The organism is Rhizobium sp. PP-F2F-G48 (assembly GCF_004342335.1).
In the GTDB taxonomy this organism is placed as follows: Bacteria; Pseudomonadota; Alphaproteobacteria; order Rhizobiales; family Rhizobiaceae; genus Ferranicluibacter.
Window position 1 is genome coordinate 1 of record NZ_SLVH01000023.1, and the last position, 19,458, is coordinate 19,458.

Below are 19,458 nucleotides of genomic sequence, written 5' to 3' on the forward strand. Positions count from 1 at the left end.
GCAGACCTGCATACTTCTTGCGCCAATTGAAATACGTCGCCTGGCTGATCCCCGCCTTCCGGCAGATCTCGGCCACCGGCACGCCGTCGTCGCCCGGCTTCAAGATAAACGCCTTCTGGGCGTCCGAAAACTTCGATGCTTTCATGCTTCCGCTCCTTTTCCCAGCCGGGAAATTACCGCGGAAAACTTCAATTATGAACGGTCCAGTTTATGGGGATCAGAGCACCTGAACGGGGCTTCGACATATGACGATTACAGGGTTTACGCATGGCACCAGTGAAGATGTGCCGTTACAACGGTTTGAGGTTTTCACGGGAACAGGGCGTCGCCGCGACTGGAGCGACGAGGAGAAGGACCGCATTGTCGCCGAAAGCCATAGCGGCGAGATGTCGGGGAGTGGTGTTGCGCGTCGGTATGGGTTATCGCCCGGACACCGGAATATCCCAACCATGTCTGGTCCTACGATTTTGTCGAGGACCGCATGCATAATGGAAGGAAGATCCGAATGCTCAACGTGATCGATGAGTTTACACGGGAATGCACCGGTATCAGGGTCGAGAGAAAGCTGAAGGCCGTAGATGTAATCGACGTCCTCTCAGACCTGTTCATCATGCGGGGCGTCCCGGCGCATATTCGTTCCGACAACGGCCCGGAATTCATCGCCAAGGCGCTGAGGGAGTGGATTGCAACGGTCGGTGCCAGAACGGCGTACATCATGCCGGGCAGCCCATGGGAGAACGGTTATTGCGAAAGCTTCGACTCGAAGCTCAGGGACGAACTGCTCAACAGAGAAATCTTCTACACGCTTAAAGAAGCAAAGATCATCATCGAGGGCTGGCGGGGGCACTACGACACCGTGCGTCCGCACTCGTCACTGAACTACAAGCCACCGGCACCCGAAGCGGCTGTCTGGCCTCGCCAAAACGGCCCGGCGTCAACGCCAGCGGTAGCGGCCAGGCCGAGCATGCACTAACATTAAACCCGGATCACCCCATGGGGACAGACCAAGATCCCCTCGTTGTCATTCTGATTGTATAAGCCTTCGGAGTATTTCGTGCCATTATCTGAGGGCAGCAAATGATTTCTTAACCGGAATTGTTTGCAAATGTGCAATATGCGTAATGTTATCTTCATGTCATGCTTCTTGAACTATCTCAACTCACGGCAGACCACTCGGTCGCCATTATACTCGCCGCGCTCGCCATCTGCATTGCTGCGGGCTGGCTACTCGTCGCACTCCACGCCAGAGCTACTTTTTCCACGGGTACGACACGCCTCCAATGGCTGGCAGGCGCCGCGGCTGTAGCAGGTATTGGAGTCTGGACTACTCATTTCATGGCGATGATCGGATATAGGCCAGACCTGCACATCAGCTACAGCGGCCCCGTTACAGCTGCCTCGGTGTTGATCGGCGTTCTCGCTGTCGGCATTCCGCTCGCTGCGACGAGCATCATCCAGCAAAAAGCAATTCGCGTCGCTCTAGGTACTAGTGCAGGGTTGGGTATTGGGACCATGCATTACGCTGGGATGTCAGCACTTGATGGATGCATTCAAATCCAGGATCCGACCGCCACGCTTGCGGCTTTCGCGACAGGTGCATTGCTTATGGCCGCTGGAAGCGGGTCCAGCCGAATTTTGGCATCCCCGCGTCTTTTCTGCGCCACCTTTACCCTTGCTGTCTGTGGCACGCATTTCATATCTATCTCTGGAACGACACTGTCGCGCGCGCTCAATACATCGGGTCTGGTATGGGATCATCTCACCTTAAGCATCTTCACCGGCATGGGCGCTGCCGTTCTCTTGATAGGCACCTTGATGACGATCATCGCTGCGAAGCGCTTCGATGTGCAGGAGAAATCGCATTCCACCATGCTTTCGACGGCGCTTCAGAATATGTCGAACGGACTGGTCTTTGTTGACGGAGAAGGGAAGCTCGGACTCTTTAACGAACGCTTCGTCAAGATGTTCGGCTTGAATGGCGCCTCGCTCCACGTTGGGATGACAGTGGACGATGTCATTGAGCTGGTGTCATCCGCTTCCGAATGGGATCCGGAACATCGCAGCCGGATTACCAATCGCATCAGCAATCGATCAAGGGCTATCGACATTGCCCCTGCAGATCTTATGTTGCCCGACGGAAGAATTGTCGAGATCGACAGCAATCTGGTAGCCGGAGGTGGCGTCGTCTTCACGTTCAACGATGTCACTGGGGAACGAAACGCTCGAAATGAGATTGCTGAGCTCGCCTTCAATGATCATCTGACAGGACTTCCCAACCGCCGTGCGTTCCGCGATCGCAAGATCGCTGCCCTACGAGAGAAACGACCCTTTCACCTTCTGATTATTGATCTTGACCGCTTTAAAACCGTCAACGACACATTTGGACACGCGGCGGGTGACATGCCTAATTTTAAGATATGTAGTTGCCATTTGTAATATTATATGATTTTAAGGCTGTATCGCTGGGGAGTAATTTTCGGGAGGAAATCATGAAGTTTGTTAAGGCACTTAGTTGTGCAACGGTTCTGGCTGCCTGCGCTTTTTCGAGCGCTTCTGCCGCGGACATGACGGTCGGCTTCTCGCAGATCGGTTCTGAATCCGGCTGGCGCGCCGCCGAAACGACGGTCACCAAGCAGGAAGCCGAAAAGCGCGGCATCGACCTGAAGTTCGCCGATGCCCAGCAGAAGCAGGAAAACCAGATCAAGGCGCTGCGCTCGTTCATCGCTCAGGGCGTCGACGCGATCTTCGTCGCGCCCGTCGTCGCCACCGGCTGGGACGAAGTGCTCGGCGAAGCCAAGGATGCCGAGATCCCGGTCATCCTGCTCGACCGCACCGTCGATGCCGACAAGAGCCTCTACATGACGGCCGTGACATCCGACCTCGTGCATGAAGGCAATGTCGCCGGCAAGTGGCTGGTGGACACCACCGCCGGCAAGCCGTGCAATGTCGTCGAGCTCCAGGGCACGACCGGCTCCTCGCCGGCCATCGATCGCAAGAAGGGCTTCGAAGAGGCGCTGAAGGGCCACGACAACCTGAAGATCGTTCGCTCGCAGACCGGCGACTTCACCCGCACCAAGGGCAAGGAAGTCATGGAAAGCTTCCTGAAGGCCGAGAACGGCGGCAAGGACATCTGTGCCCTCTACGCTCATAACGACGACATGGCCGTCGGCGCGATCCAGGCCATCAAGGAAGCCGGCCTGAAGCCGGGCAAGGACATCCTCGTCGTCTCCATCGACGCCGTTCCGGATATCTTCCAGGCGATGGCCGCCGGCGAAGCCAATGCGACGGTCGAACTGACGCCGAACATGGCAGGCCCCGCCTTCGACGCTCTCGCCGCCTTCAAGAAGGACGGCAAGGAACCGCCGAAGTGGATCCAGACGGAATCCAAGCTCTACACCCAGGCCGACGAGCCGCAGAAGGTGTACGAAGCCAAGAAGGGCCTCGGCTACTAAGACACGAAGCTCCGGTTGGGACCTTGAAGGCCTGACCCTGGTTTCCAGCGTGCGACCGGCGGGAGCAAAGGCCTACGCTGGCTCGTGTCCGCCGGCCGGCGACGCGTTCCGTTCCAACGCTTCCGACCGCCGTCGCGCCGCATATCGGGCTATCCCCGCTCTATGTAAGCATGACAGGTCCAGGTGTGATGAACGCAGCGGGATTCCAGGAGAGAGCATGCATCCCGCTCTAGGAACCTATGCTTTCCTTGTCACGTGCCACTGGCGGCGACAGCGTGACGGCAACCCGATTTCGTTGCCTCATGATGCAGGTCTCCATCGAAGACGAGCGTTCGTATCTTTGGCCAATGGCCTGTCGAGCCAACTGCGTTTGCGAGACGTTCTCCAGTGGTGCCAGGATCTGTGCCAACGTTCGCTGCATTCTTGTGGTCGCATATCAGTATCAATAACAAGGGGGTGCAATATGGATTCAGTCGATGCTGTTGAACGCGCAAAACTACTATCAACTTTCGCCAATCCAAAACGACTGCTTATGTTGAAGATCATGTTAGACGAAGAGGTATCGGTCGGGACGCTTGCGGAGAGGGTCGGCCTCTCGCAATCGGCAACTTCCCAGCACCTTGCATTATTAAAGCGAAATGGCCTGATGGTTCAGAAGCGAGAGATGACATCGAGATATTGTTCCATCACTGCCGACATGCACAGTCTTGTCCGATCGCTGATCGAAACCGCCGAGAGCAAGCAGACAACATTGATGGTAGTAAGAGTGTTGGCACAATCCCTTGCTTAGTTGATTTAGAGAGTGACAGCACCGTCATCGTCTTTCCGCTTATCCGGCCTCCTAATTAGAGCACATCCACTTTACTCAGGGTCATATCCGCACGATTTGAGCAGTTGGCGCATTCTTACGGCTCGAACATGGTGACGATCTGGCCGACCCTATTCCACAAGCGCGCGACCGTCCGCTCGGCTTTGGCGCGCAAGACAGCCTTGAGCTTTGCAAAAGCCTTCTCGACGGGGTTGAAGTCGGGGCTATAGGGAGGAAGGTAGAGCAAACGGCATCCCGCACCTTCGATTGCGTGACGCACGCACTCAGCCTTTTGTGCTGGCAGATTGTCCATGATGACGATATCGCCCGGTGCCAAGGTTGGAATGAGAACCTGTTGCACATAGGCTTGGAAGGTGGCGCCGTTCATGGCACCGTCCAAGACCATGGGCGCGGTCATGCCGGATAGCATGAGCGCTCCGCTAAACGTCGTCGTCTTCCAGTGCCCGTGTGGGATCGGGGAGCGGCATCGTTCTCCACAGATGGCTCGTCCGCAAGGCCGTGACATTTCGTGCTCAGGCCTGTTTCATCGATGAAGACGAGGCGCACCGGATCGAGATCGAGCTGGCCGTCGAACCAGTCCTGGCGACGCTTCAGGAGGTCCTTGGGCAGATTCCACTTGGTGCGGTAGTCATCCGGGGTCATCCCGTATCTCGCCATCAGATGGCGCTTGAGGGATACATAGGGTTTGCCGTCCTCCAAGCTGAGCAGATGATCGGGCTGGATCGACTTGCGGACCGGCACGGCGGGTATCGGCCTGTCCGGGTCGTCGGTAACAGGCGGCGTTTGGCCCAAAGAACCCAAAGCGGCCCACGTCTGGTCGATCAGCTCTGGTAGCTGCGCCATGTGAACAGTATGCTTGCCAATGTAGGTAGCAACGATCCGTGCCGCTAGTGCGATCACCTGACCGTTGCCGGTGTTCTCATGCGCCATAAGGTTTTCCAATCAGACAAGCAGTCCGAGCAATACCGTTTTCCGCTCAGACAGCCAAGGGTGATGTATCGCCTCCTCAGGCGCCGTTCTGGGCGGAGAGACGCAGGGCGCGCAGACGTTCGGTTTTCGCCCGCCGGTCTGCATCTTCCTGTGCCTTCATTTCGGCAAAGGCTGCCTTGGTCAGGTCGTGATCGCCTCTAACCGTCTTGGCCCGCTTATCGGCTAATGATCCGTAGGAAGATGCACCGCCCAAGACGACCTCCTTAATAATCCATCAAGGATATCGGGCGTTCGTAATGTTGGTCAAGATCGCATCGATCGCGCAATCGCAGATAAGTCTATGATGCATAGTCGAAGTGGAACCTTTGGCTTACTAATTTCATGGTGGTCGGCGTGCTTCGCCCGATTATCTAATACAAGACATTAGGTGATAGACACCTTTGTATGTCTGCCACCTATCTCGGTTTCATCGCCATGTCGGCAGGCAGAACACGACATCATTGCCAGAAGCTTCTGCTCTCATTCTGAACGACGCCCTTTGGGAAAATTGTTCCTCTAAGATAGATAGTTGAAATACAGAGTTCCCTTCTATGTAATCGGACCGGCTAGAGGGGGACGACATGCCGCAGATGGAGTTTTTCGATGTTGACCAAGCAAACAATGCCATCAAGAGCCTTGCGGCTCCGTTCAATCTAGAACCTCCGGACAAAGGGAAGTTCCACGTCCTGGGGCGGGTCGCGCAAACCGACAGCCTGTTAATTTTCGGCGCAGCCTCCATCACCGGCTACCATGCTCGCTACACAAAGACGCTGGATGATTTCGTCTTTGCCATCCACCGCAAAACTCTTGACCTGGATCACACTTCTCAAATTGACGGCGAAAACGTGCACGCCACCGTTATGATAGACCGGAGGGACTCGGAAGGATCCACCGGTCTGGCAATGATGTCCAAAAAGGGAGTCATCATCGAGGCCTGCACATTGATGAAGGCAGTCTGTGACCGGATGGGCCAGTCTCATGCTGCCCGGATCACCTTTGCTCCTGGCGGCATGGCCTTGCCAGTGCATATCGCCTGCGAACATATCTGCGATACCTTGTACGTCGGATTATCCGAACACGGCGGACTTGCGGGAAATCCGTTGGCGATCGCTAATTTGCAGGATGCCCTGATCAATACAATCTTGTACGGCGCGCAGCATAACCACACGGCGGCATTGCTCCAGGGCTCTATCGAACTGCCGCGGATTATCCGGACAGCCATGCAATACATGGACGCGAACGTCCACCTGCCTATAACGCCTACCGATGTCGCTGTCGCATCCGGAGTGAGTATCCGCTCCCTCCAACTGACATTTCGTGAGCGTCTGGAGACGACGCCCCAGCAGTATCTTCGAAGAATTCGACTCAAGCGTGCCTACGCTGATCTGAAAGCCGGTAATGGCTTAGGGGTTGGGGAAATCGCCCGGAAATGGGGGTTCTACTCGTCAGGCGAGTTTGCACGTCTCTTTTTTGCGGAGTTCGGCGAGAGGCCCGGCGATGTGTTCCGACAGGGAAGCTGGCGATGAGTAAGCCTTACAGGGCACACAAACGCAACCAAGGTCTAAATTCCGTATAAATCATGTAGTTATCATTATAATTTACAACTCCTAAATTTCTTACCCCACTTTTGGGACCATGGCAGGTCAGTCCGCGAAGCCGATCAAGTGATCGCACGGGATCTATGTCAGGTCACTAAAAGGAGATTTGCATGTTTGGGGTGAATTTCGAAGCAGGTGCCATACTGAAGGCACTGCATGCCTCCCAGGCCATCATCGAATTCAAGGTCGACGGGACAGTTGTGGCGGCTAATGCGAATTTCTGTGAAACGCTGGGTTACAGTCTTCCCGAAATCGTCGGCAAGCATCACCGTCTGTTCGTTGATTCGGCCGAGGCTGCATTACCCGATTACCAGGCATTCTGGGCCAAGCTTGGCCGCGGCGAATTCGATCGTGGGCAGTACAAGCGCATCGGCAAGGGCGGCAGGGAAGTCTGGATCGAGGCTTCTTACAATCCGGTGTTCCACCACGGCCGGGTCGCAAAAATTATCAAGTTTGCAACTGACATCACACAACGAAAAATGTTGGCAGCCGAAGATGCTGGCAAAATTTCCGCCATCTCACGTGCACAGGCCGTCATCGAATTTACACCTGAAGGGCAGATCATCACGGCCAACGAGAATTTCCTGACCACGCTCGGCTACACCGCCAGTGAAATCTTCGGCAAGCACCACTCCCTCTTCTGCGAGCCTGCTTACGTCGCGAGTGATGCATACAGGGGCTTCTGGTCGCGCCTGGCTGCAGGAGAGCTGTTTTCCGACGAATTCATGCGCCTCGGTAAAGGAGGCCGGCATGTGCACATTCAGGCCTCCTATAACCCCATTTTTGATCCAAGCGGCAGGGTCTTCAAAGTCGTCAAGTTCGCGACCGACATCACCACGCGGGTTAACAACGTCGAACAGCTGGGCCTTGCCCTCAAGGCGCTCTCCCAAGGCGACCTGACGCAGTCGATCAGCGCGCCCTTTCTGCCGGCGCTGGAGTCTTTGCGGGGTGACTTCAACGAAACCGCTTCCAGTCTCTGTTCCGCCATGCAAACGGTCTCCCGGAACGCCTCCGCCATCGCCTCTGCATCCCGGGAAATCCAATCCGCTTCTGATAATCTGGCGCGACGAACCGAGCAGCAGGCTGCATCTGTCGAGGAGACGGCCGCTGCCCTCGAGCAGATCACCACGACCGTTTCGGACTCCAGCCAGCGTGCCAAGGAAGCCGGCCAGCTGGTGCGCAGTACCAAGGGCAGCGCTGAGCAGTCGGGACTGGTTGTCAGCGAAGCGGTGTCGGCCATGGGCGATATCGAACGTTCCTCGACCGAGATTGCAACCATCATCAGCGTGATTGACGGAATCGCCTTTCAGACCAACCTGCTGGCTCTGAATGCTGGTGTCGAGGCGGCACGGGCGGGAGAGGCCGGCAAAGGCTTTGCCGTTGTCGCGCAAGAAGTGCGCGAGCTGGCTCAGCGGTCGGCGGTTGCTGCCAAGGAGATCAAAGACCTGATTGCCAAATCAGGTGGCTTCGTTCGGAATGGCGTCTCTCTGGTTGGAACGACCGGTAGCGCCCTGCAGGATATCGTAGCGCAAGTGGTTCAGGTCGACCGTAATGTCAGTGCCATCGTTACGGCCTCGACGGAACAGGCCACCGGCCTGAAGGAGATCAGTACCGCCGTCAATACCATGGACCAGGCGACCCAGCAGAATGCAGCCATGGTCGAAGAGACAAGCGCTGCAGCCAGTCAGCTGGCAACAGAAGCAGGCCAGCTTTTCGAACTGCTCTCGCGGTTCAACGTCGGGACAATTCGTCAGGAAGCCCAGCACGTCCCCGTTGCAAAGCCAGTCAGGCTGGTTACCTCCCGTCACGGGAACACAGTGCGGAAAACCGAGGACTGGAATGAGTTCTGATTGGCGCCTGGACGGCATTGGCTGCGGCCGATCGGCTATGACGGACGGCATTTTTAAAGCACGTTCAGATCCTGTTCGACGCTGGATCCTGGAACAACTCAGCGGTTCACCCATGACGGTTAATCAGATGGCCAGCAGCTTGCCGATCAGCCGCCCGGCTGTGTCGCAACATCTCAAAGTCCTTCGGGATGCCGAACTGGTCTCTGTCCAATCCGACGGAACACGTCGCATTTACATGATCAACAAGATAGGTTTCCACAAGCTAAGGGGTTGGGTCGGCATATTTGAAATAGCGTAGGGTTCTAGGACCAGCAGGACCGATGTCGGCCACGTGTTTGCTGGATCTCCATAGAGTCACCTGGTATTTGAACGTCTATCAAGGCGCCACTTCCGGCCTGACGGTTGAGGCTCTCGCTCTTCCGCAAGAGAGATTAATTTAAGGAAAGCGTGAGAACTTCTCGGATCGAGCTTATAATACCGGTACTGCGCATGTTTTCTTTGAACGAGAATTCCGGTTTCTTTTAGCTTTTTCAGATGCTGCGAGGCTGCGGACGTCGACAGGCCGAGTCTATCTGCCAACATTCCCACCGACGTTTCTCCGTTGGCCATGACTTTGATCATGAGAATACGTACGGGATTGGCAATATTTGAAAATGCGTCCGCTGAACGCTTCGCTTGGTCTTTGGTCATGCCAATTTCTATGCCTACGGGATGCAGTTGCAATTTCCAGAAACTCAGAGTCGGGTGAACCAAGGGTAATGTGACAGATTTCTGTCTATATCAAAATCAAATAATACAGATGAATGAGAAATAACGATCAATGCCGCAGGCTAATGGCATTCGTCGCCTCCTCCGGCATTGCCTTCATGTGAACGTCGCTTGCGCCAGTGGCATTGAGCTTGCACTCGGGATTTGTGCGCCATCTGCTAAAACACGCTGAAATCTGCAGCCTTAGGGTCGGAGGCCGCCAAGCGCCTGTAACCTTCTCAATACTCAGTGCAGCTTCAAAAAGTCGGCACCCAGATTGGCGGCCTCAACCAAAGCGGCAGCCTGATCCCGGCTCAGCAAGACCATTGGTACACCGTCTATAACCAGTGCCAGGCCTGTTCGCGCATCGATGACTGACCATCTGTCATCGCAGTCCAGCATGGCGAAGTAAGGTTTACGTCCTGCAGAAATGGTCATGGATCCATACCATTTTAAGTATACCTAACTTTTTCGTGGGCCGTAAGGTGCGTGGGGATCAATGCCGGAGCTCGGAAATCGTCAGTCAATGCTGTGACGGGGTGGTTCCTGGTGACGGTGCGTTCAAGGTCCAGTGGCTCACATCTGAACTGTCGATGTAACGGCCGAGTGCGCGCAGGTGGGCAGCGATTTCACGTCGCAGGAAGTCTCGATCGCCGAATTTTAAGCTGATTGCTCGGAGCTGGGGGGCTGCGATCTCGTATTCTTCGTCCGTCAGGTCGGCATCTCCGATCGTGTAAAGATCGTCACCGAAGGCGCAGATATCGCAGCCTGCTTCAATAACAGCATCGACAAAAGCCGGAATTTCACTCGCCTGCATCATGCGCAGATTTGCAACTCTAGCCATTCTTTATGCTCCGACGACCTGAAATCTCGGGTAACGATCATTGACTTAATATGATTAAAAAAGTCATGTTATGCGAGATTTCATTTGCACCAAACCTTCACCTTGCCGACGAGGATACTTGATGCTTAGCCTGAATAAAGCATACCGATATCTATTGTGGACAGGATTGTTTGCGGCCGTTTCTGCGGTGATTATACCTATGTTTACGATGAACCGTGTCATTCGAGAATGCTCAGATTGGGATGAAGACAAGATTAAGTCAGTAGTCTTTGCTTCTATGCATTATCCAATATGGAACCGCAATCCAGTCATTGATGGGCAACGCGTCACTACATCTGAGCTGGAGATGGTGCCCGCCACTGCGACCTATAGCTACAACGCGGGTTGGTCTGTAGCGTTCAAAGTTGTCAGGAGTGGCAAACAGATCGCCGTACTCGGCGCTATGCCAGCTTGTGACGAACATGTCGAATACAGTATTTCGAGATAATTTAGTTCCAGAAAATCGGTTAGGAGCAGGTAATCGTGGATACACGACAGGCTGAAGCTGTAAACAACTCGGTACTTGAAACGATTATTGTGCGCGGTGGTACCCACTATTTTTACTACTGGGGAATGGCAAGCAACTGGATGACCGAAGTCGAGTCAATGTTTCAGGAGCATTGGCACCTCATAAACATGCTCAATGAATATGTGGATTACATGAATTCATCAGAGTACATGGTAGACTGGTTCAAAGATGTCTCGAAGCTAGACGCGAAAACAGCTAAAAACACCTTGATCGTTTATTCGAACATCTCTGGGATGGGTCAATACGAAGCGGGCATGACACCTGCATATGTTCAAATTCACAGTGATAAGCTAAGCAACACGTACGTAAATACCGCAACGCTTCACGCTGGCAGTTTCATGCCCATCAATGCGCTCACGCATTACTTGTTCGGCAATGGAAAAGACATGAAACTGAACATCAATGATGCAAATATCCATATTTCAACCAAAGAAATTTCGGCGCTGCAGACTGCGATTAACTCGAAGGTCATAGGCAAACAGCATATTGAAAGCACATTCAGCTACAGCACGTACAATGACCCTGGTACATCAGAAGTTTCCTACACTGTGGGGAATATTAGACTGACTGTAAAAGGTGATTTTACACGGACATCCGCCAATAAATGGTCGTTTGATGGTGAACTAACTGGACTTCCGGATAGGTATGACGGCAACATGGATACCGCACGCAGTGTGTACGCGACCCTTGCGACAGCTGTACTGGCCACATTGGAGGTTACCAAAGATGGAACTCCATTCAATATAAACATTACCGACCATTTTCATTTGCATTTCGATCAGAACACGCTTGAAAATAACACAATGGGGTTGGGAGTTACGCCTCCCAAGGCTCAAGATTTTGGAAACTTTGAATTAGCACAGACAGATACTTTTAGCATTGGCCACGCTAACGGCTGGGATCTTGTATAGGAAGGGCTGGCCTTCCGTGACATAGCGAGTGCCAGCGGCGCGCATAACAGCCATGTCGTTGCCGGATTACGCAAGGATGGCAATAATATGATAGCGCGCCGGGCAAAGATACTCTTATGAAGAGTTGCTCGCTTTCGCAGGCGGGCCTGTGCTGCGTCGAAACGGTGCGGAGTGTCGTCATCCCTAACTTAGAAATAGGGGATGACGACGCTGATTGACCTCGTCGCGTGAACATCGGCTGAAAGGTTCGCGCAGGCTATCGAACCGCTGGACGGAACCCGCCGCCTGTGTGATTGTTGTTACAACAATCAAGATGGGGATCATGATCATGAAGCTGGCGCGACCACACGGGGGACGGCGGAGCAATGCCGGGCGACCACGCGCACCGGAAACCAAGGTGGTGCGGCTTCCCGTACCCTTGGCCGACCTAGCGCGGCGGCTTGCCGATCGCGGTATCCGCGCCGGTGACATCAACGGCTTCATCGACGTCGAAGGCGTGCGCGCCCAGACCGTGCCGCTGATGTCGACCAGTGCCGCCTGCGGCTTCCCTTCCCCGGCCGACGATTACATGGACCGCCCGCTCGACTTCAACGAGCTGATCATCGAGAACCCGGCCGCCACCTTTGCGGTGCGTGCCTCCGGCGACAGCATGACCGGGGCCGGTATCTTCCCGGGCGACATCGCGGTGGTGAACCGCGCCCGCAACGCCGTGTCCGGCTGCATCGTGCTGGCGCTGGTCGACGGCGAGTTCACGATCAAGCGCTACCTGGTGCGCGAGCGCTGCATCCTGCTGCATGCGGAAAACCCCTCTTACCCCGACATCGTCATCAGCGAGGGCCGCGAGTTCGAGGTGTGGGGCGTGATCACGCGCTCGATCCGTATGTTCTAGGCATGCCCCCGCCCATTGCCCTGGTCGACTGCAACAACTTCTACGCTTCGTGCGAGAGGGTGTTCCAGCCGAAACTGCGTGGCCGCCCGGTGGTGGTCCTGTCCAACAACGACGGCTGCGTGATCGCCCGCTCGAACGAGGCCAAGGCGCTCGGCATCGACATGGGTGCGCCCTGGCACCTTAACCGCGAGAAGTTCGAGCGGGAGGGTGTAATCGTGCGCTCCAGCAACTACACCCTCTACGGCGACATGAGCGGGCGGGTCATGCGGACCCTTGGGGGGTTCGTGCCTGACATCGAGATCTACTCGATCGACGAGGCGTTCCTCAGCCTTGCAGGGATGGAAGACCGCATGGACCGGCAGATGCGGGAAGCGCGGGCCGCCGTGCTGCAGTGGACCGGGATTCCGGTCTCCGTGGGCATTGCCCCCACCAAGACACTGGCCAAGGTCGCCAACCGGCTGGCGAAGAAGACGCCGGAGAGTGGCGGGGTGCTGGCGCTGATGACGGAGGCCGAGCAGACCGCTGCTTTGGCCGGGCTCAAACTCACCGACCTGTGGGGGCTGGCATCACGCATGGAGGCGCGGTTGCGTGACATCGGCGTGACCACGCCGCTGCAGTTGCGTGACACCGACCCGAAACGGATCCGCACCCATTTCAGCGTGGTGCTGGAACGCATGGTGCTGGAGCTGCAGGGGATCTCCTGCATGGCGCTGGAGCTAGAAGCTGCCGATCGGCAGACTACCATGGCGTCGCGGTCGTTTGGCCGACCGGTGGTTACCCTCACCGACATGCGGGAGGCGGTGGCGACGTACATCAGCCGCGCGGCCGAGAAGATGCGCCGCGACGGGCTGGTGACCCCTGCCCTGCAGGTGTTCGTCACCACCAACCGGTTCCGTGAGCAGGACAAGCAATACACCGGACAGCATACCGTGCACCTGCCGGTGGCGACCTCGGACACGACGCGGCTGATCAAGGCCGCGCTGCATGGGCTTGAGCGGATCTGGCAGCCGGGGTTCAGCTACAAGAAAGCCGGCGTGGTCTGCCTCGACCTGCACCGGGCGGAGACCGTGCAGGGTACGCTGTTCCACGCGCCGGACAGTCCGGAGCGGGTTCAGCTGATGGCGGGGCTGGACGCGCTCAATAAGCGCTATGGCCGGGGGACCGTGGGATTTGCGGTCGGTGGGCTGAAGCAGACGTGGGCGCTGCGGAGTGAGCAGAAGTCGGCGGCTTACACCACCAACTGGAAAGATTTGCTTCAAGTCTAAGGTAGACAGAGCCCGTTCGAGCGGGAATATATTTTTGTTGTGAAGCGCTTAGCCTCGCGGCAGAGTAGAGCCAGCAAAAAAAGGATTAGTTGTGTCTATCTCAGTTCTCAACCCGATTTACGACAAGCTGAAGGCAGTGCTTCAGGAAGCTCAAAATCAGCAAGATGATACGATAGCGAGGAAGCAGGCTCTAGCGCTGGGGCTGAGGGAGATTGAGCCTATTTCCCCAAAGATGATGTCCGCCTACGCAATTGACGCGGGAAATGATCGTATGATTCTTGAGTATAGGTTTTACGATGCGTCGGGGCCGTTCAGCTTGGCCCCAGACGTCAACATATATTCACTCAAGCTGATCCGAGACGAAATCGTTTTGGCCGAAATAGAAACGAGGTTTTCGGATAAATCGATCTATGGCTAAGGACTACACAGAGGCCGCAATACTCTTAGATGGTCTAAGGGACGACGTTCTATGGCTATTGATTTTGGTTTACACGCATCGCCGAAAAGCGGCTTTCCCTGAAATATCGGCTATGGACCGCGAGTCGTTTGCATTAGAGCTAATAATGCTTGAAAGCGCAACCCGCGATATTGTCGCACGCCTTACGGCGTTGGATGATAAAGATATCGGAAATCGCTCTTTTCAGACTACGTTCTCGGCTTTGAAACGAGAAGGTCTTGATCCAAAAAACACAAACCGAATTGGCGAACAAGTCAAGGCATATCGTCAAGCTGTTAATACACTCAAGGTAGAACATCGGAATAATTACATCGGCCATGTTGATGAGTTTGCTAGCGTTACGCCGAGAATTTTAGACAATCCAGTGAGTTTCAACGACTGCGTCTCGCGTGCCGTGAATTTGCTCGATCAAATGACTGGTCGCCAGATAGAATATTTATTTCACATTGGTTCTACCGAAGTCCCGATTGACCTACGGAAAAGTCTTAGTAGCTCGCAAACAAAATAGTTGTATATCTGAAATCAGGCTTAGAAGAACTGAATATTCACGCGTTTACTTTGCTAGCTTTACCACATATTGTAAAACCGGTTCTCCAGTAAATTTGTCATTTCCATTTTCTGGCTCGTCACTAGAGCGTTTCCCTGACTGATTGAATCGGATGGCTTTGCAAATCAGTCTCCTTCTGATTCAAACTATCTGCCGATGGAGGTCGGCAGATATGTCGAGAGCCCTTTCCGTCGATCTTCGCATACGTGTGCTCGCTGCCGTGAACGGCGGCGCATCGCATAGAGAGGCTGCCGAGCGTTTCGGCGTGAGCGCAGCCAGCGTGAGCCGTTGGCGTCACTTGCAAATCCAGCAGGGAAATGTTCGACCCGGTCCACTCGGCGGCGACCGCAATTCCCACAAGACAGAAGCGCATGCCGATCTGATCATGACCTGGCTCGGCGAGCACCGGGACGGCACCCTTTTCGAGCTTCGCAAAGCCTTGGCTGACCAAGGCATTTCCATCAGCAAGTCGGCGCTGCATCGCTTTCTTGTTCGGCACGAACAAACGCGCAAAAAAAGACTGGCCATGCGGTAGAGCAAAGCCGTCCGGACGTGCTGGAAAAGCGGCAATGCTGGTTCGAGGAGCAACTCGATCTCGATCCAGAGCGGCTCGTGTTCATCGACGAAACCTGGACCGCGACCAATATGGCCCGTACTCACGGGCGATGCCGGAAGGGCGAGCGGTTGCGGATGGGTTTCCCTCACGGTCATCGCAAGACGACCACATTGGTTGCGGGCCTCCGCAACACGGGAATGGTCGCGCCACTTGTCATAGACGGACCGATCAACGGTGAGTGGTTCGAGGCGTATGTCGCTCAGGTTCTGGTTCCGACATTGAAACCAGGGGACGTTGTCATCCTCGACAATCTGTCCAGCCACAAACGACCGGCAGCAAGGGAACTGATCGAGGCGGTCGGCGCGACAATGATGTTCCTTCCGCCCTACAGCCCGGACTTCAACCCCATTGAGAAGGCCTTCTCCAAGCTCAAGGCTCTCGTGCGAAAAGCTGCGGAGAGAACCGTCACCGGACTGTGGGATCGCATCGGCAAGCTGATTGATATGGTCGAACCGCAAGAAGCTCAGAACTACTTCAATTCCTGCGGATATGATCCAACATGACAGGGAAACGCTCTAAAAGCCGTTGAGGCTACCTTTTTCGATGCAATATTATCGACGCCTACTACCGCTTCGACATAGAATTCCGGGATGATTCCCCGCTTAGCAAAACCATGTTCCAGCTCCGCCAGGGAAGACTTAACCGCCTGTTTAGCACGCCCTTTGTTTCGGTAGGCCTCTGGAACAGCCCAGCCTGCTTGAAAGCAAGGAATTCCGTTCATGGGTTCTGCGACAAAGTAAATGACTAGTGCCGTTACTTTACCTGCTTCAACCCGAGCGTAAGTAAGCCGCATCTCGCCGTTTGGCTGATCGACGTGAACGAAGAGATTTTCATCCTTAGTGCATTTCTGTAATTCGATATCGCCTGACTCAAAAGCGCTCTGGAACGATGGCAAAGCATCGGCAGGGTTTACAAGATTGCTCAAATCAATCCTCATAAGGTTCATCGAGAGCGTGACGTTAGTATACCAGACTCACAAAGCCCAATAATATATAGGAAATGGTCATGCCGGAAGTGAAGAATTATAGCTCTTTTTACGTGATGGTTGTGGACCAGGACAAGAAGCAGTTTTCGATCGAAGGGCCGACTTCTAATGAATCAAAATGGCATAGGGCTCGCGAGGAAGCTGAAAAAGAAGGACGCCATATAGACGTCACCGCCCTTGGTGGGTGGGGGTCTCAGTCAGGCCAGTCAGTGACGGGAGACCGTATCATTCAAGAGACCTTGCGAGAACCTCATCTTCGCCATCTAAAAAACGTTCCCGCAGGTGTCATTTTAGGGAAGCACATGTTCCTAGATGACTGAACTGTCATGCAAACGACAAGAACTAAGTAGGATTACGCCTACCACACTCACACAAATCGTTCGTCTGTTAAATATCATTTATGTCGCATATGAACACTTTCCTCCTGAGTTAGCGTTTTCTTATTGAGCTTAGGGGCCAGCCCCTCCCCGCGCCGCAAGGGCAATCAAGCCGGCCGAGGCTCCGCCGCTGGCGCGCCGTGCGCCCGCACCGCCCGTCCAGATTCTCCTGTGACGGCTTGGACACCCCGATCTCGCCGATGGGCAAGGTTGCATGAGCAACCCAAGTCCCAAGGAGAAGAGATGACAACAATCAAACGCTATCAGGTCGAACAGCACACCGCCTGCGATGGCTGGACCAACACATGGACCGAGGAGGAAGGCGGCGAGACCACGCTGCAGACGTTTTCCAGCCGTGCCGAGGCAATGGCGGCCCTTACAGAGTTTCTGGAAGATTTACGCGTCGCGGTTGAGGCCGGTGACATGGCGGAGACTTACCACCGCGCGGACTTCCGCGTCAGGGCGGTGCGGTCGCGGGCTGGTGTGGAGGCCTAGCTATGAAAGAGCACCGCTATGACACCACCACATCGACTGGCGCGGCATCCGTGTCCGATCACCTACGAGCGGAACTGTCCGGCGAACGAGGGCTATAACGCCTGTCATCTGACCTTATCCTCGGAGGTGCCGGCGCGGTGCCCCCTTCCCCTGACAAAGACTGGCTATTTGTCGCACTTCACGGATCCGGCGCTGATCGACGAGGCTGGCGGTCCGGTGGCGTTTGTGACTGCTGCAATCGATGAGGCGGCCGAAAAGCAGGCGTGGAAAGCTTACGAGCAGGAAAGCCGACAGATGGCGCTATCCAAGATAACGCCATTCATTCACTTCAAGATTTACCCCTTGCACTGTGATCAAAACACTGATCGAATTCCAGCGCCATTAAACTTTAACTCTGTATATAAACTCCAATTTTCCATTGGTGATTCATTCGTAAGTCATTCTAAAACTGAAATTTGATCGTATGTTGTATCACCAATTAAATCACCGTTGTCATTTAAATACTTTACGCGAACAATCATTTCAATCTCACTAGCATAATACTTTAGGAGATTTATATATCCCGACTTTGATAACCATGTTGTTTCCCTGAAAACATCGGAAATATAAGAGCAGTTTCCGATTTTTACATTCTCTTCCGCAACCTTAATTATATTAATGACGCCTCTATCGAGCAGAGATTGATTAACCTGGACATCTACTGCCGAATTCCAGCCCGTGTGCGAGTAGGCCTTTTCAAAGAAGCCTTCTGTATCTTTGTACGCAAAAATTATAGAACTACTGGCATTTGCGCTCTCCCGTAGTAGAAGAGCATTTTCGTAAGTCGAGATGACCTCCTTCAAGTTTCTATCTATGTACATCCTCTTTATTTCATTGATATCATTTGCGTTGTGTTGAAACACACTTTCTAGAAAGGGATTGGTGTGGAACAAGCGAATGGGCTTTCCAACGTCACCCCTTTCTGGGCAACTGGCTTGAACCACGCTTGCGCTCATTATGAATGCAAGAAGGGCAATGAATCCGCGGGTATGCCTCAAATTAAATTTCAGTCGAGAGCCGTGTTTGACTTGCATGGAGGCTTCTTTCACGTGTATTCCTCAATATAGGATAATTTCATTCGAACGAATATCAATACAGCGGCAGCAAGTTTTTTACCGTTTTGAAACGAGATATCTGTTGGATTTAAAAGCAAAATTTTCTCTTTACTTGTGCAGATTAATAATCGTTAGCTTTGCCGTAACACTATGGTACTTTAGTGATTACGTTAGAGCACTTTTTTATTATCTAGCCTTTGTAATTGCCGCCGGTCTTGTACTAATATTTATCCATGGACTTAGCACGGCATCGTATCATCCTGCAGTGCATATGGTTAGGCTTATCATCTTTATCTGGAACGGATTTCGAGCGAAATATTAATGGCAAGTCCGGGAAATAATTCTGATAATAGCTATGCACCGACAGACTACGCCGGTCACGCTATAAATGGTATTACAAGATATGCTGAACAAATCGGAGATAACTTTACAAAAGACGAATTCGGTAGAGCCGGAAAATACCTTGGAGTGGGTACAACAGCCGCGAAGGTTTTAGTGGCTTGGGCATTCGGCGGCTACGATGCAGCTATAGCTACCGCAAAGGCTGAAGGTTATAGCTTCGTCAAAGGAGTAGCTGGGGCGGAAGTAGGCGCCATGATAGGTGCCATTTCTGGTGGCCCTATAGGAATGGGCGTGGGTGCATTTCTCGGATCTGCAATAGGCTCAAACGTGACAATTAACGCTAGCGGCGACCAATTTGCTGGCGAAAAATTCGCCATGTCTCGGCGCGTATCTCAGGGAGTTACCCCGGAGAGTTCGGTGTAACAAATAGCGGCGATGTCACTCCGAAGTCACCCGGTTACAAGCTGTCGACGGCAACGACGCAGGATAGCAGCAAACTTGGTGGAGCAGGTGGAGGTTTCGGCGGATTGACCTGCCACTGAAGTTTCATCCGGCTGCGATTAGAGCCTGGGCGGTTTTTGATACGCCAAATGGCGGGGTGGGAGCAACCGGCGGAAACGCGA

At 54.0% G+C, this 19,458-nt stretch carries 25 protein-coding genes and 3 pseudogenes; 19 read left to right on the top strand and 9 right to left on the bottom strand.

The features are described 5' to 3' along the window. On the bottom strand, positions 1–145 hold a 145-nt coding region (locus C8J36_RS24325), incomplete at its 3' end, for a transposase (RefSeq protein WP_165915170.1). Positions 146–245: 100 nt separating this feature from the next. Here C8J36_RS24325 and C8J36_RS24330 point away from each other — a divergent pair. The 5 genes and pseudogenes from C8J36_RS24330 (at position 246) to C8J36_RS24350 (ending at position 4,242) form a co-directional block, all read left to right on the top strand. Further along, on the top strand, positions 246–518 hold the full coding sequence (locus C8J36_RS24330) for a transposase (RefSeq protein ID WP_132537844.1): 273 nt from the start codon (positions 246–248) through the stop codon (positions 516–518). Next, positions 434–973, top strand: a pseudogene (locus tag C8J36_RS24335) (integrase core domain-containing protein); the annotation flags it as partial. The gene C8J36_RS24330 and the pseudogene C8J36_RS24335, both read left to right, overlap by 85 nt. Before the next feature lie 164 nt (positions 974–1,137). Beyond that, positions 1,138–2,436: a PAS-domain containing protein gene (locus C8J36_RS24340; protein WP_132537845.1), complete on the top strand. Its 1,299-nt coding sequence runs from the start codon at positions 1,138–1,140 to the stop codon at positions 2,434–2,436. A 53-nt stretch (positions 2,437–2,489) separates the two neighbouring features. Then, on the top strand, positions 2,490–3,452 hold the full coding sequence (ytfQ, locus tag C8J36_RS24345; protein ID WP_132537846.1) for a galactofuranose ABC transporter, galactofuranose-binding protein YtfQ: 963 nt from the start codon (positions 2,490–2,492) through the stop codon (positions 3,450–3,452). A 463-nt stretch (positions 3,453–3,915) separates the two neighbouring features. Beyond that, positions 3,916–4,242, top strand: coding sequence for a metalloregulator ArsR/SmtB family transcription factor (locus C8J36_RS24350; protein ID WP_132537847.1), 327 nt, complete (start codon positions 3,916–3,918; stop codon positions 4,240–4,242). A gap of 115 nt (positions 4,243–4,357) precedes the next feature. Here the strand turns inward: C8J36_RS24350 and C8J36_RS24355 are convergent. The 3 genes and pseudogenes from C8J36_RS24355 to C8J36_RS25125 all read right to left on the bottom strand — a co-directional run. Further along, a pseudogene (locus C8J36_RS24355) lies at positions 4,358–4,881 on the bottom strand (IS630 family transposase); the annotation flags it as partial. A 57-nt stretch (positions 4,882–4,938) separates the two neighbouring features. Then, positions 4,939–5,211 (bottom strand): annotated as a pseudogene (locus C8J36_RS25565) (MucR family transcriptional regulator); the annotation flags it as partial. 76 nt (positions 5,212–5,287) lie between these two features. Further along, positions 5,288–5,464, bottom strand: a complete 177-nt coding sequence (locus C8J36_RS25125; RefSeq protein WP_165915171.1) for a hypothetical protein — start codon at positions 5,462–5,464, stop codon at positions 5,288–5,290. 367 nt (positions 5,465–5,831) lie between these two features. Between C8J36_RS25125 and C8J36_RS24360 the strand changes: the two genes are divergently transcribed. The 3 genes from C8J36_RS24360 (at position 5,832) to C8J36_RS24370 (ending at position 8,996) form a co-directional block, all read left to right on the top strand. Continuing rightward, positions 5,832–6,776 (top strand): helix-turn-helix domain-containing protein, encoded by a 945-nt coding sequence (locus C8J36_RS24360; protein ID WP_132537848.1) that lies wholly within the window; start codon positions 5,832–5,834, stop codon positions 6,774–6,776. A 182-nt stretch (positions 6,777–6,958) separates the two neighbouring features. Further along, positions 6,959–8,698: a PAS domain-containing methyl-accepting chemotaxis protein gene (locus tag C8J36_RS24365; protein ID WP_132537849.1), complete on the top strand. Its 1,740-nt coding sequence runs from the start codon at positions 6,959–6,961 to the stop codon at positions 8,696–8,698. 37 nt (positions 8,699–8,735) lie between these two features. After that, on the top strand, positions 8,736–8,996 hold the full coding sequence (locus C8J36_RS24370; protein WP_132537864.1) for a metalloregulator ArsR/SmtB family transcription factor: 261 nt from the start codon (positions 8,736–8,738) through the stop codon (positions 8,994–8,996). Between the two features lie 56 nt (positions 8,997–9,052). Here C8J36_RS24370 and C8J36_RS24375 read toward each other — a convergent pair whose 3' ends face one another. The 3 genes from C8J36_RS24375 to C8J36_RS24385 all read right to left on the bottom strand — a co-directional run bounded on the left by C8J36_RS24375 (position 9,053) and on the right by C8J36_RS24385 (position 10,289). Further along, positions 9,053–9,388: a metalloregulator ArsR/SmtB family transcription factor gene (locus tag C8J36_RS24375; protein ID WP_132537850.1), complete on the bottom strand. Its 336-nt coding sequence runs from the start codon at positions 9,386–9,388 to the stop codon at positions 9,053–9,055. A 303-nt stretch (positions 9,389–9,691) separates the two neighbouring features. Then, positions 9,692–9,883, bottom strand: a complete 192-nt coding sequence (locus C8J36_RS24380) for a hypothetical protein (protein ID WP_132537851.1) — start codon at positions 9,881–9,883, stop codon at positions 9,692–9,694. An 85-nt stretch (positions 9,884–9,968) separates the two neighbouring features. Continuing rightward, positions 9,969–10,289, bottom strand: coding sequence for a hypothetical protein (locus C8J36_RS24385; RefSeq protein WP_245506730.1), 321 nt, complete (start codon positions 10,287–10,289; stop codon positions 9,969–9,971). Between the two features lie 121 nt (positions 10,290–10,410). Here C8J36_RS24385 and C8J36_RS24390 point away from each other — a divergent pair, with 121 nt between their 5' ends. The 7 genes from C8J36_RS24390 (at position 10,411) to C8J36_RS24420 (ending at position 16,045) form a co-directional block, all read left to right on the top strand. Beyond that, positions 10,411–10,776 carry a hypothetical protein gene (locus tag C8J36_RS24390; protein WP_132537852.1) on the top strand — a complete coding sequence of 122 codons (366 nt, stop codon included), beginning with the start codon at positions 10,411–10,413 and terminating at the stop codon, positions 10,774–10,776. A gap of 35 nt (positions 10,777–10,811) precedes the next feature. Next, positions 10,812–11,768, top strand: a complete 957-nt coding sequence (locus C8J36_RS24395) for a lipid II-degrading bacteriocin (RefSeq protein ID WP_132537853.1) — start codon at positions 10,812–10,814, stop codon at positions 11,766–11,768. 322 nt (positions 11,769–12,090) lie between these two features. Then, a complete protein-coding gene (umuD, locus tag C8J36_RS24400) occupies positions 12,091–12,657 on the top strand; it encodes a translesion error-prone DNA polymerase V autoproteolytic subunit (protein WP_245506731.1) in 567 nt (188 codons plus the stop codon). Positions 12,658–12,659: 2 nt separating this feature from the next. Continuing rightward, on the top strand, positions 12,660–13,922 hold the full coding sequence (locus C8J36_RS24405; protein ID WP_132537854.1) for a Y-family DNA polymerase: 1,263 nt from the start codon (positions 12,660–12,662) through the stop codon (positions 13,920–13,922). A gap of 91 nt (positions 13,923–14,013) precedes the next feature. Continuing rightward, positions 14,014–14,340, top strand: coding sequence for a hypothetical protein (locus tag C8J36_RS24410; protein ID WP_132537855.1), 327 nt, complete (start codon positions 14,014–14,016; stop codon positions 14,338–14,340). Next, complete coding sequence (locus C8J36_RS24415) at positions 14,333–14,887, top strand: hypothetical protein (protein ID WP_132537856.1); 555 nt, start codon at positions 14,333–14,335, stop codon at positions 14,885–14,887. Before C8J36_RS24410 ends, C8J36_RS24415 begins: the two co-directional genes overlap by 8 nt. Positions 14,888–15,098: 211 nt before the next feature. Continuing rightward, a protein-coding gene (locus C8J36_RS24420) for an IS630 family transposase (RefSeq protein ID WP_132537857.1) occupies positions 15,099–16,045 on the top strand; the annotation gives its coding sequence in 2 pieces (ribosomal slippage) (positions 15,099–15,438 and positions 15,438–16,045; 948 coding nt in all). Here the strand turns inward: C8J36_RS24420 and C8J36_RS24425 are convergent. Continuing rightward, on the bottom strand, positions 16,012–16,467 hold the full coding sequence (locus C8J36_RS24425) for an N-acetyltransferase (protein WP_132537858.1): 456 nt from the start codon (positions 16,465–16,467) through the stop codon (positions 16,012–16,014). The genes C8J36_RS24420 and C8J36_RS24425 overlap by 34 nt on opposite strands. Positions 16,468–16,547: 80 nt before the next feature. Here C8J36_RS24425 and C8J36_RS24430 point away from each other — a divergent pair, with 80 nt between their 5' ends. From C8J36_RS24430 to C8J36_RS24440, 3 genes are all read left to right on the top strand, one after another. Then, positions 16,548–16,847, top strand: coding sequence for a hypothetical protein (locus C8J36_RS24430; RefSeq protein ID WP_132537859.1), 300 nt, complete (start codon positions 16,548–16,550; stop codon positions 16,845–16,847). Positions 16,848–17,147: 300 nt separating this feature from the next. Beyond that, positions 17,148–17,399, top strand: a complete 252-nt coding sequence (locus C8J36_RS24435; protein ID WP_132537860.1) for a DUF2188 domain-containing protein — start codon at positions 17,148–17,150, stop codon at positions 17,397–17,399. Between the two features lie 18 nt (positions 17,400–17,417). Continuing rightward, on the top strand, positions 17,418–17,858 hold the full coding sequence (locus tag C8J36_RS24440) for a hypothetical protein (RefSeq protein WP_132537861.1): 441 nt from the start codon (positions 17,418–17,420) through the stop codon (positions 17,856–17,858). On the opposite strand, the gene C8J36_RS24445 is transcribed toward C8J36_RS24440, so the two are convergent. Further along, a complete protein-coding gene (locus C8J36_RS24445) occupies positions 17,837–18,487 on the bottom strand; it encodes a hypothetical protein (protein ID WP_132537862.1) in 651 nt (216 codons plus the stop codon). The two genes, C8J36_RS24440 and C8J36_RS24445, sit on opposite strands and share 22 nt — an antisense overlap. A 327-nt stretch (positions 18,488–18,814) precedes the next feature. Between C8J36_RS24445 and C8J36_RS24450 the strand changes: the two genes are divergently transcribed. Continuing rightward, on the top strand, positions 18,815–19,258 hold the full coding sequence (locus tag C8J36_RS24450; protein WP_132537863.1) for a hypothetical protein: 444 nt from the start codon (positions 18,815–18,817) through the stop codon (positions 19,256–19,258). The last annotated feature ends 200 nt before the right edge of the window (positions 19,259–19,458 follow it).

Coding starts and splice junctions, on each gene's coding strand:
- C8J36_RS24330 (WP_132537844.1), top strand. CDS start 246: ATGACGATTACAGGGTTTACGCATGGCACCAGTGAAGATGTGCCGTTA.
- C8J36_RS24340 (WP_132537845.1), top strand. CDS start 1,138: ATGCTTCTTGAACTATCTCAACTCACGGCAGACCACTCGGTCGCCATT.
- ytfQ (WP_132537846.1), top strand. CDS start 2,490: ATGAAGTTTGTTAAGGCACTTAGTTGTGCAACGGTTCTGGCTGCCTGC.
- C8J36_RS24350 (WP_132537847.1), top strand. CDS start 3,916: ATGGATTCAGTCGATGCTGTTGAACGCGCAAAACTACTATCAACTTTC.
- C8J36_RS24360 (WP_132537848.1), top strand. CDS start 5,832: ATGCCGCAGATGGAGTTTTTCGATGTTGACCAAGCAAACAATGCCATC.
- C8J36_RS24365 (WP_132537849.1), top strand. CDS start 6,959: ATGTTTGGGGTGAATTTCGAAGCAGGTGCCATACTGAAGGCACTGCAT.
- C8J36_RS24370 (WP_132537864.1), top strand. CDS start 8,736: ATGACGGACGGCATTTTTAAAGCACGTTCAGATCCTGTTCGACGCTGG.
- C8J36_RS24375 (WP_132537850.1), bottom strand. CDS start 9,388: ATGACCAAAGACCAAGCGAAGCGTTCAGCGGACGCATTTTCAAATATT.
- C8J36_RS24380 (WP_132537851.1), bottom strand. CDS start 9,883: ATGACCATTTCTGCAGGACGTAAACCTTACTTCGCCATGCTGGACTGC.
- C8J36_RS24385 (WP_245506730.1), bottom strand. CDS start 10,289: ATGGCTAGAGTTGCAAATCTGCGCATGATGCAGGCGAGTGAAATTCCG.
- C8J36_RS24390 (WP_132537852.1), top strand. CDS start 10,411: ATGCTTAGCCTGAATAAAGCATACCGATATCTATTGTGGACAGGATTG.
- umuD (WP_245506731.1), top strand. CDS start 12,091: ATGATCATGAAGCTGGCGCGACCACACGGGGGACGGCGGAGCAATGCC.
- C8J36_RS24405 (WP_132537854.1), top strand. CDS start 12,660: ATGCCCCCGCCCATTGCCCTGGTCGACTGCAACAACTTCTACGCTTCG.
- C8J36_RS24415 (WP_132537856.1), top strand. CDS start 14,333: ATGGCTAAGGACTACACAGAGGCCGCAATACTCTTAGATGGTCTAAGG.
- C8J36_RS24430 (WP_132537859.1), top strand. CDS start 16,548: ATGCCGGAAGTGAAGAATTATAGCTCTTTTTACGTGATGGTTGTGGAC.
- C8J36_RS24435 (WP_132537860.1), top strand. CDS start 17,148: ATGACAACAATCAAACGCTATCAGGTCGAACAGCACACCGCCTGCGAT.
- C8J36_RS24440 (WP_132537861.1), top strand. CDS start 17,418: ATGACACCACCACATCGACTGGCGCGGCATCCGTGTCCGATCACCTAC.
- C8J36_RS24450 (WP_132537863.1), top strand. CDS start 18,815: ATGGCAAGTCCGGGAAATAATTCTGATAATAGCTATGCACCGACAGAC.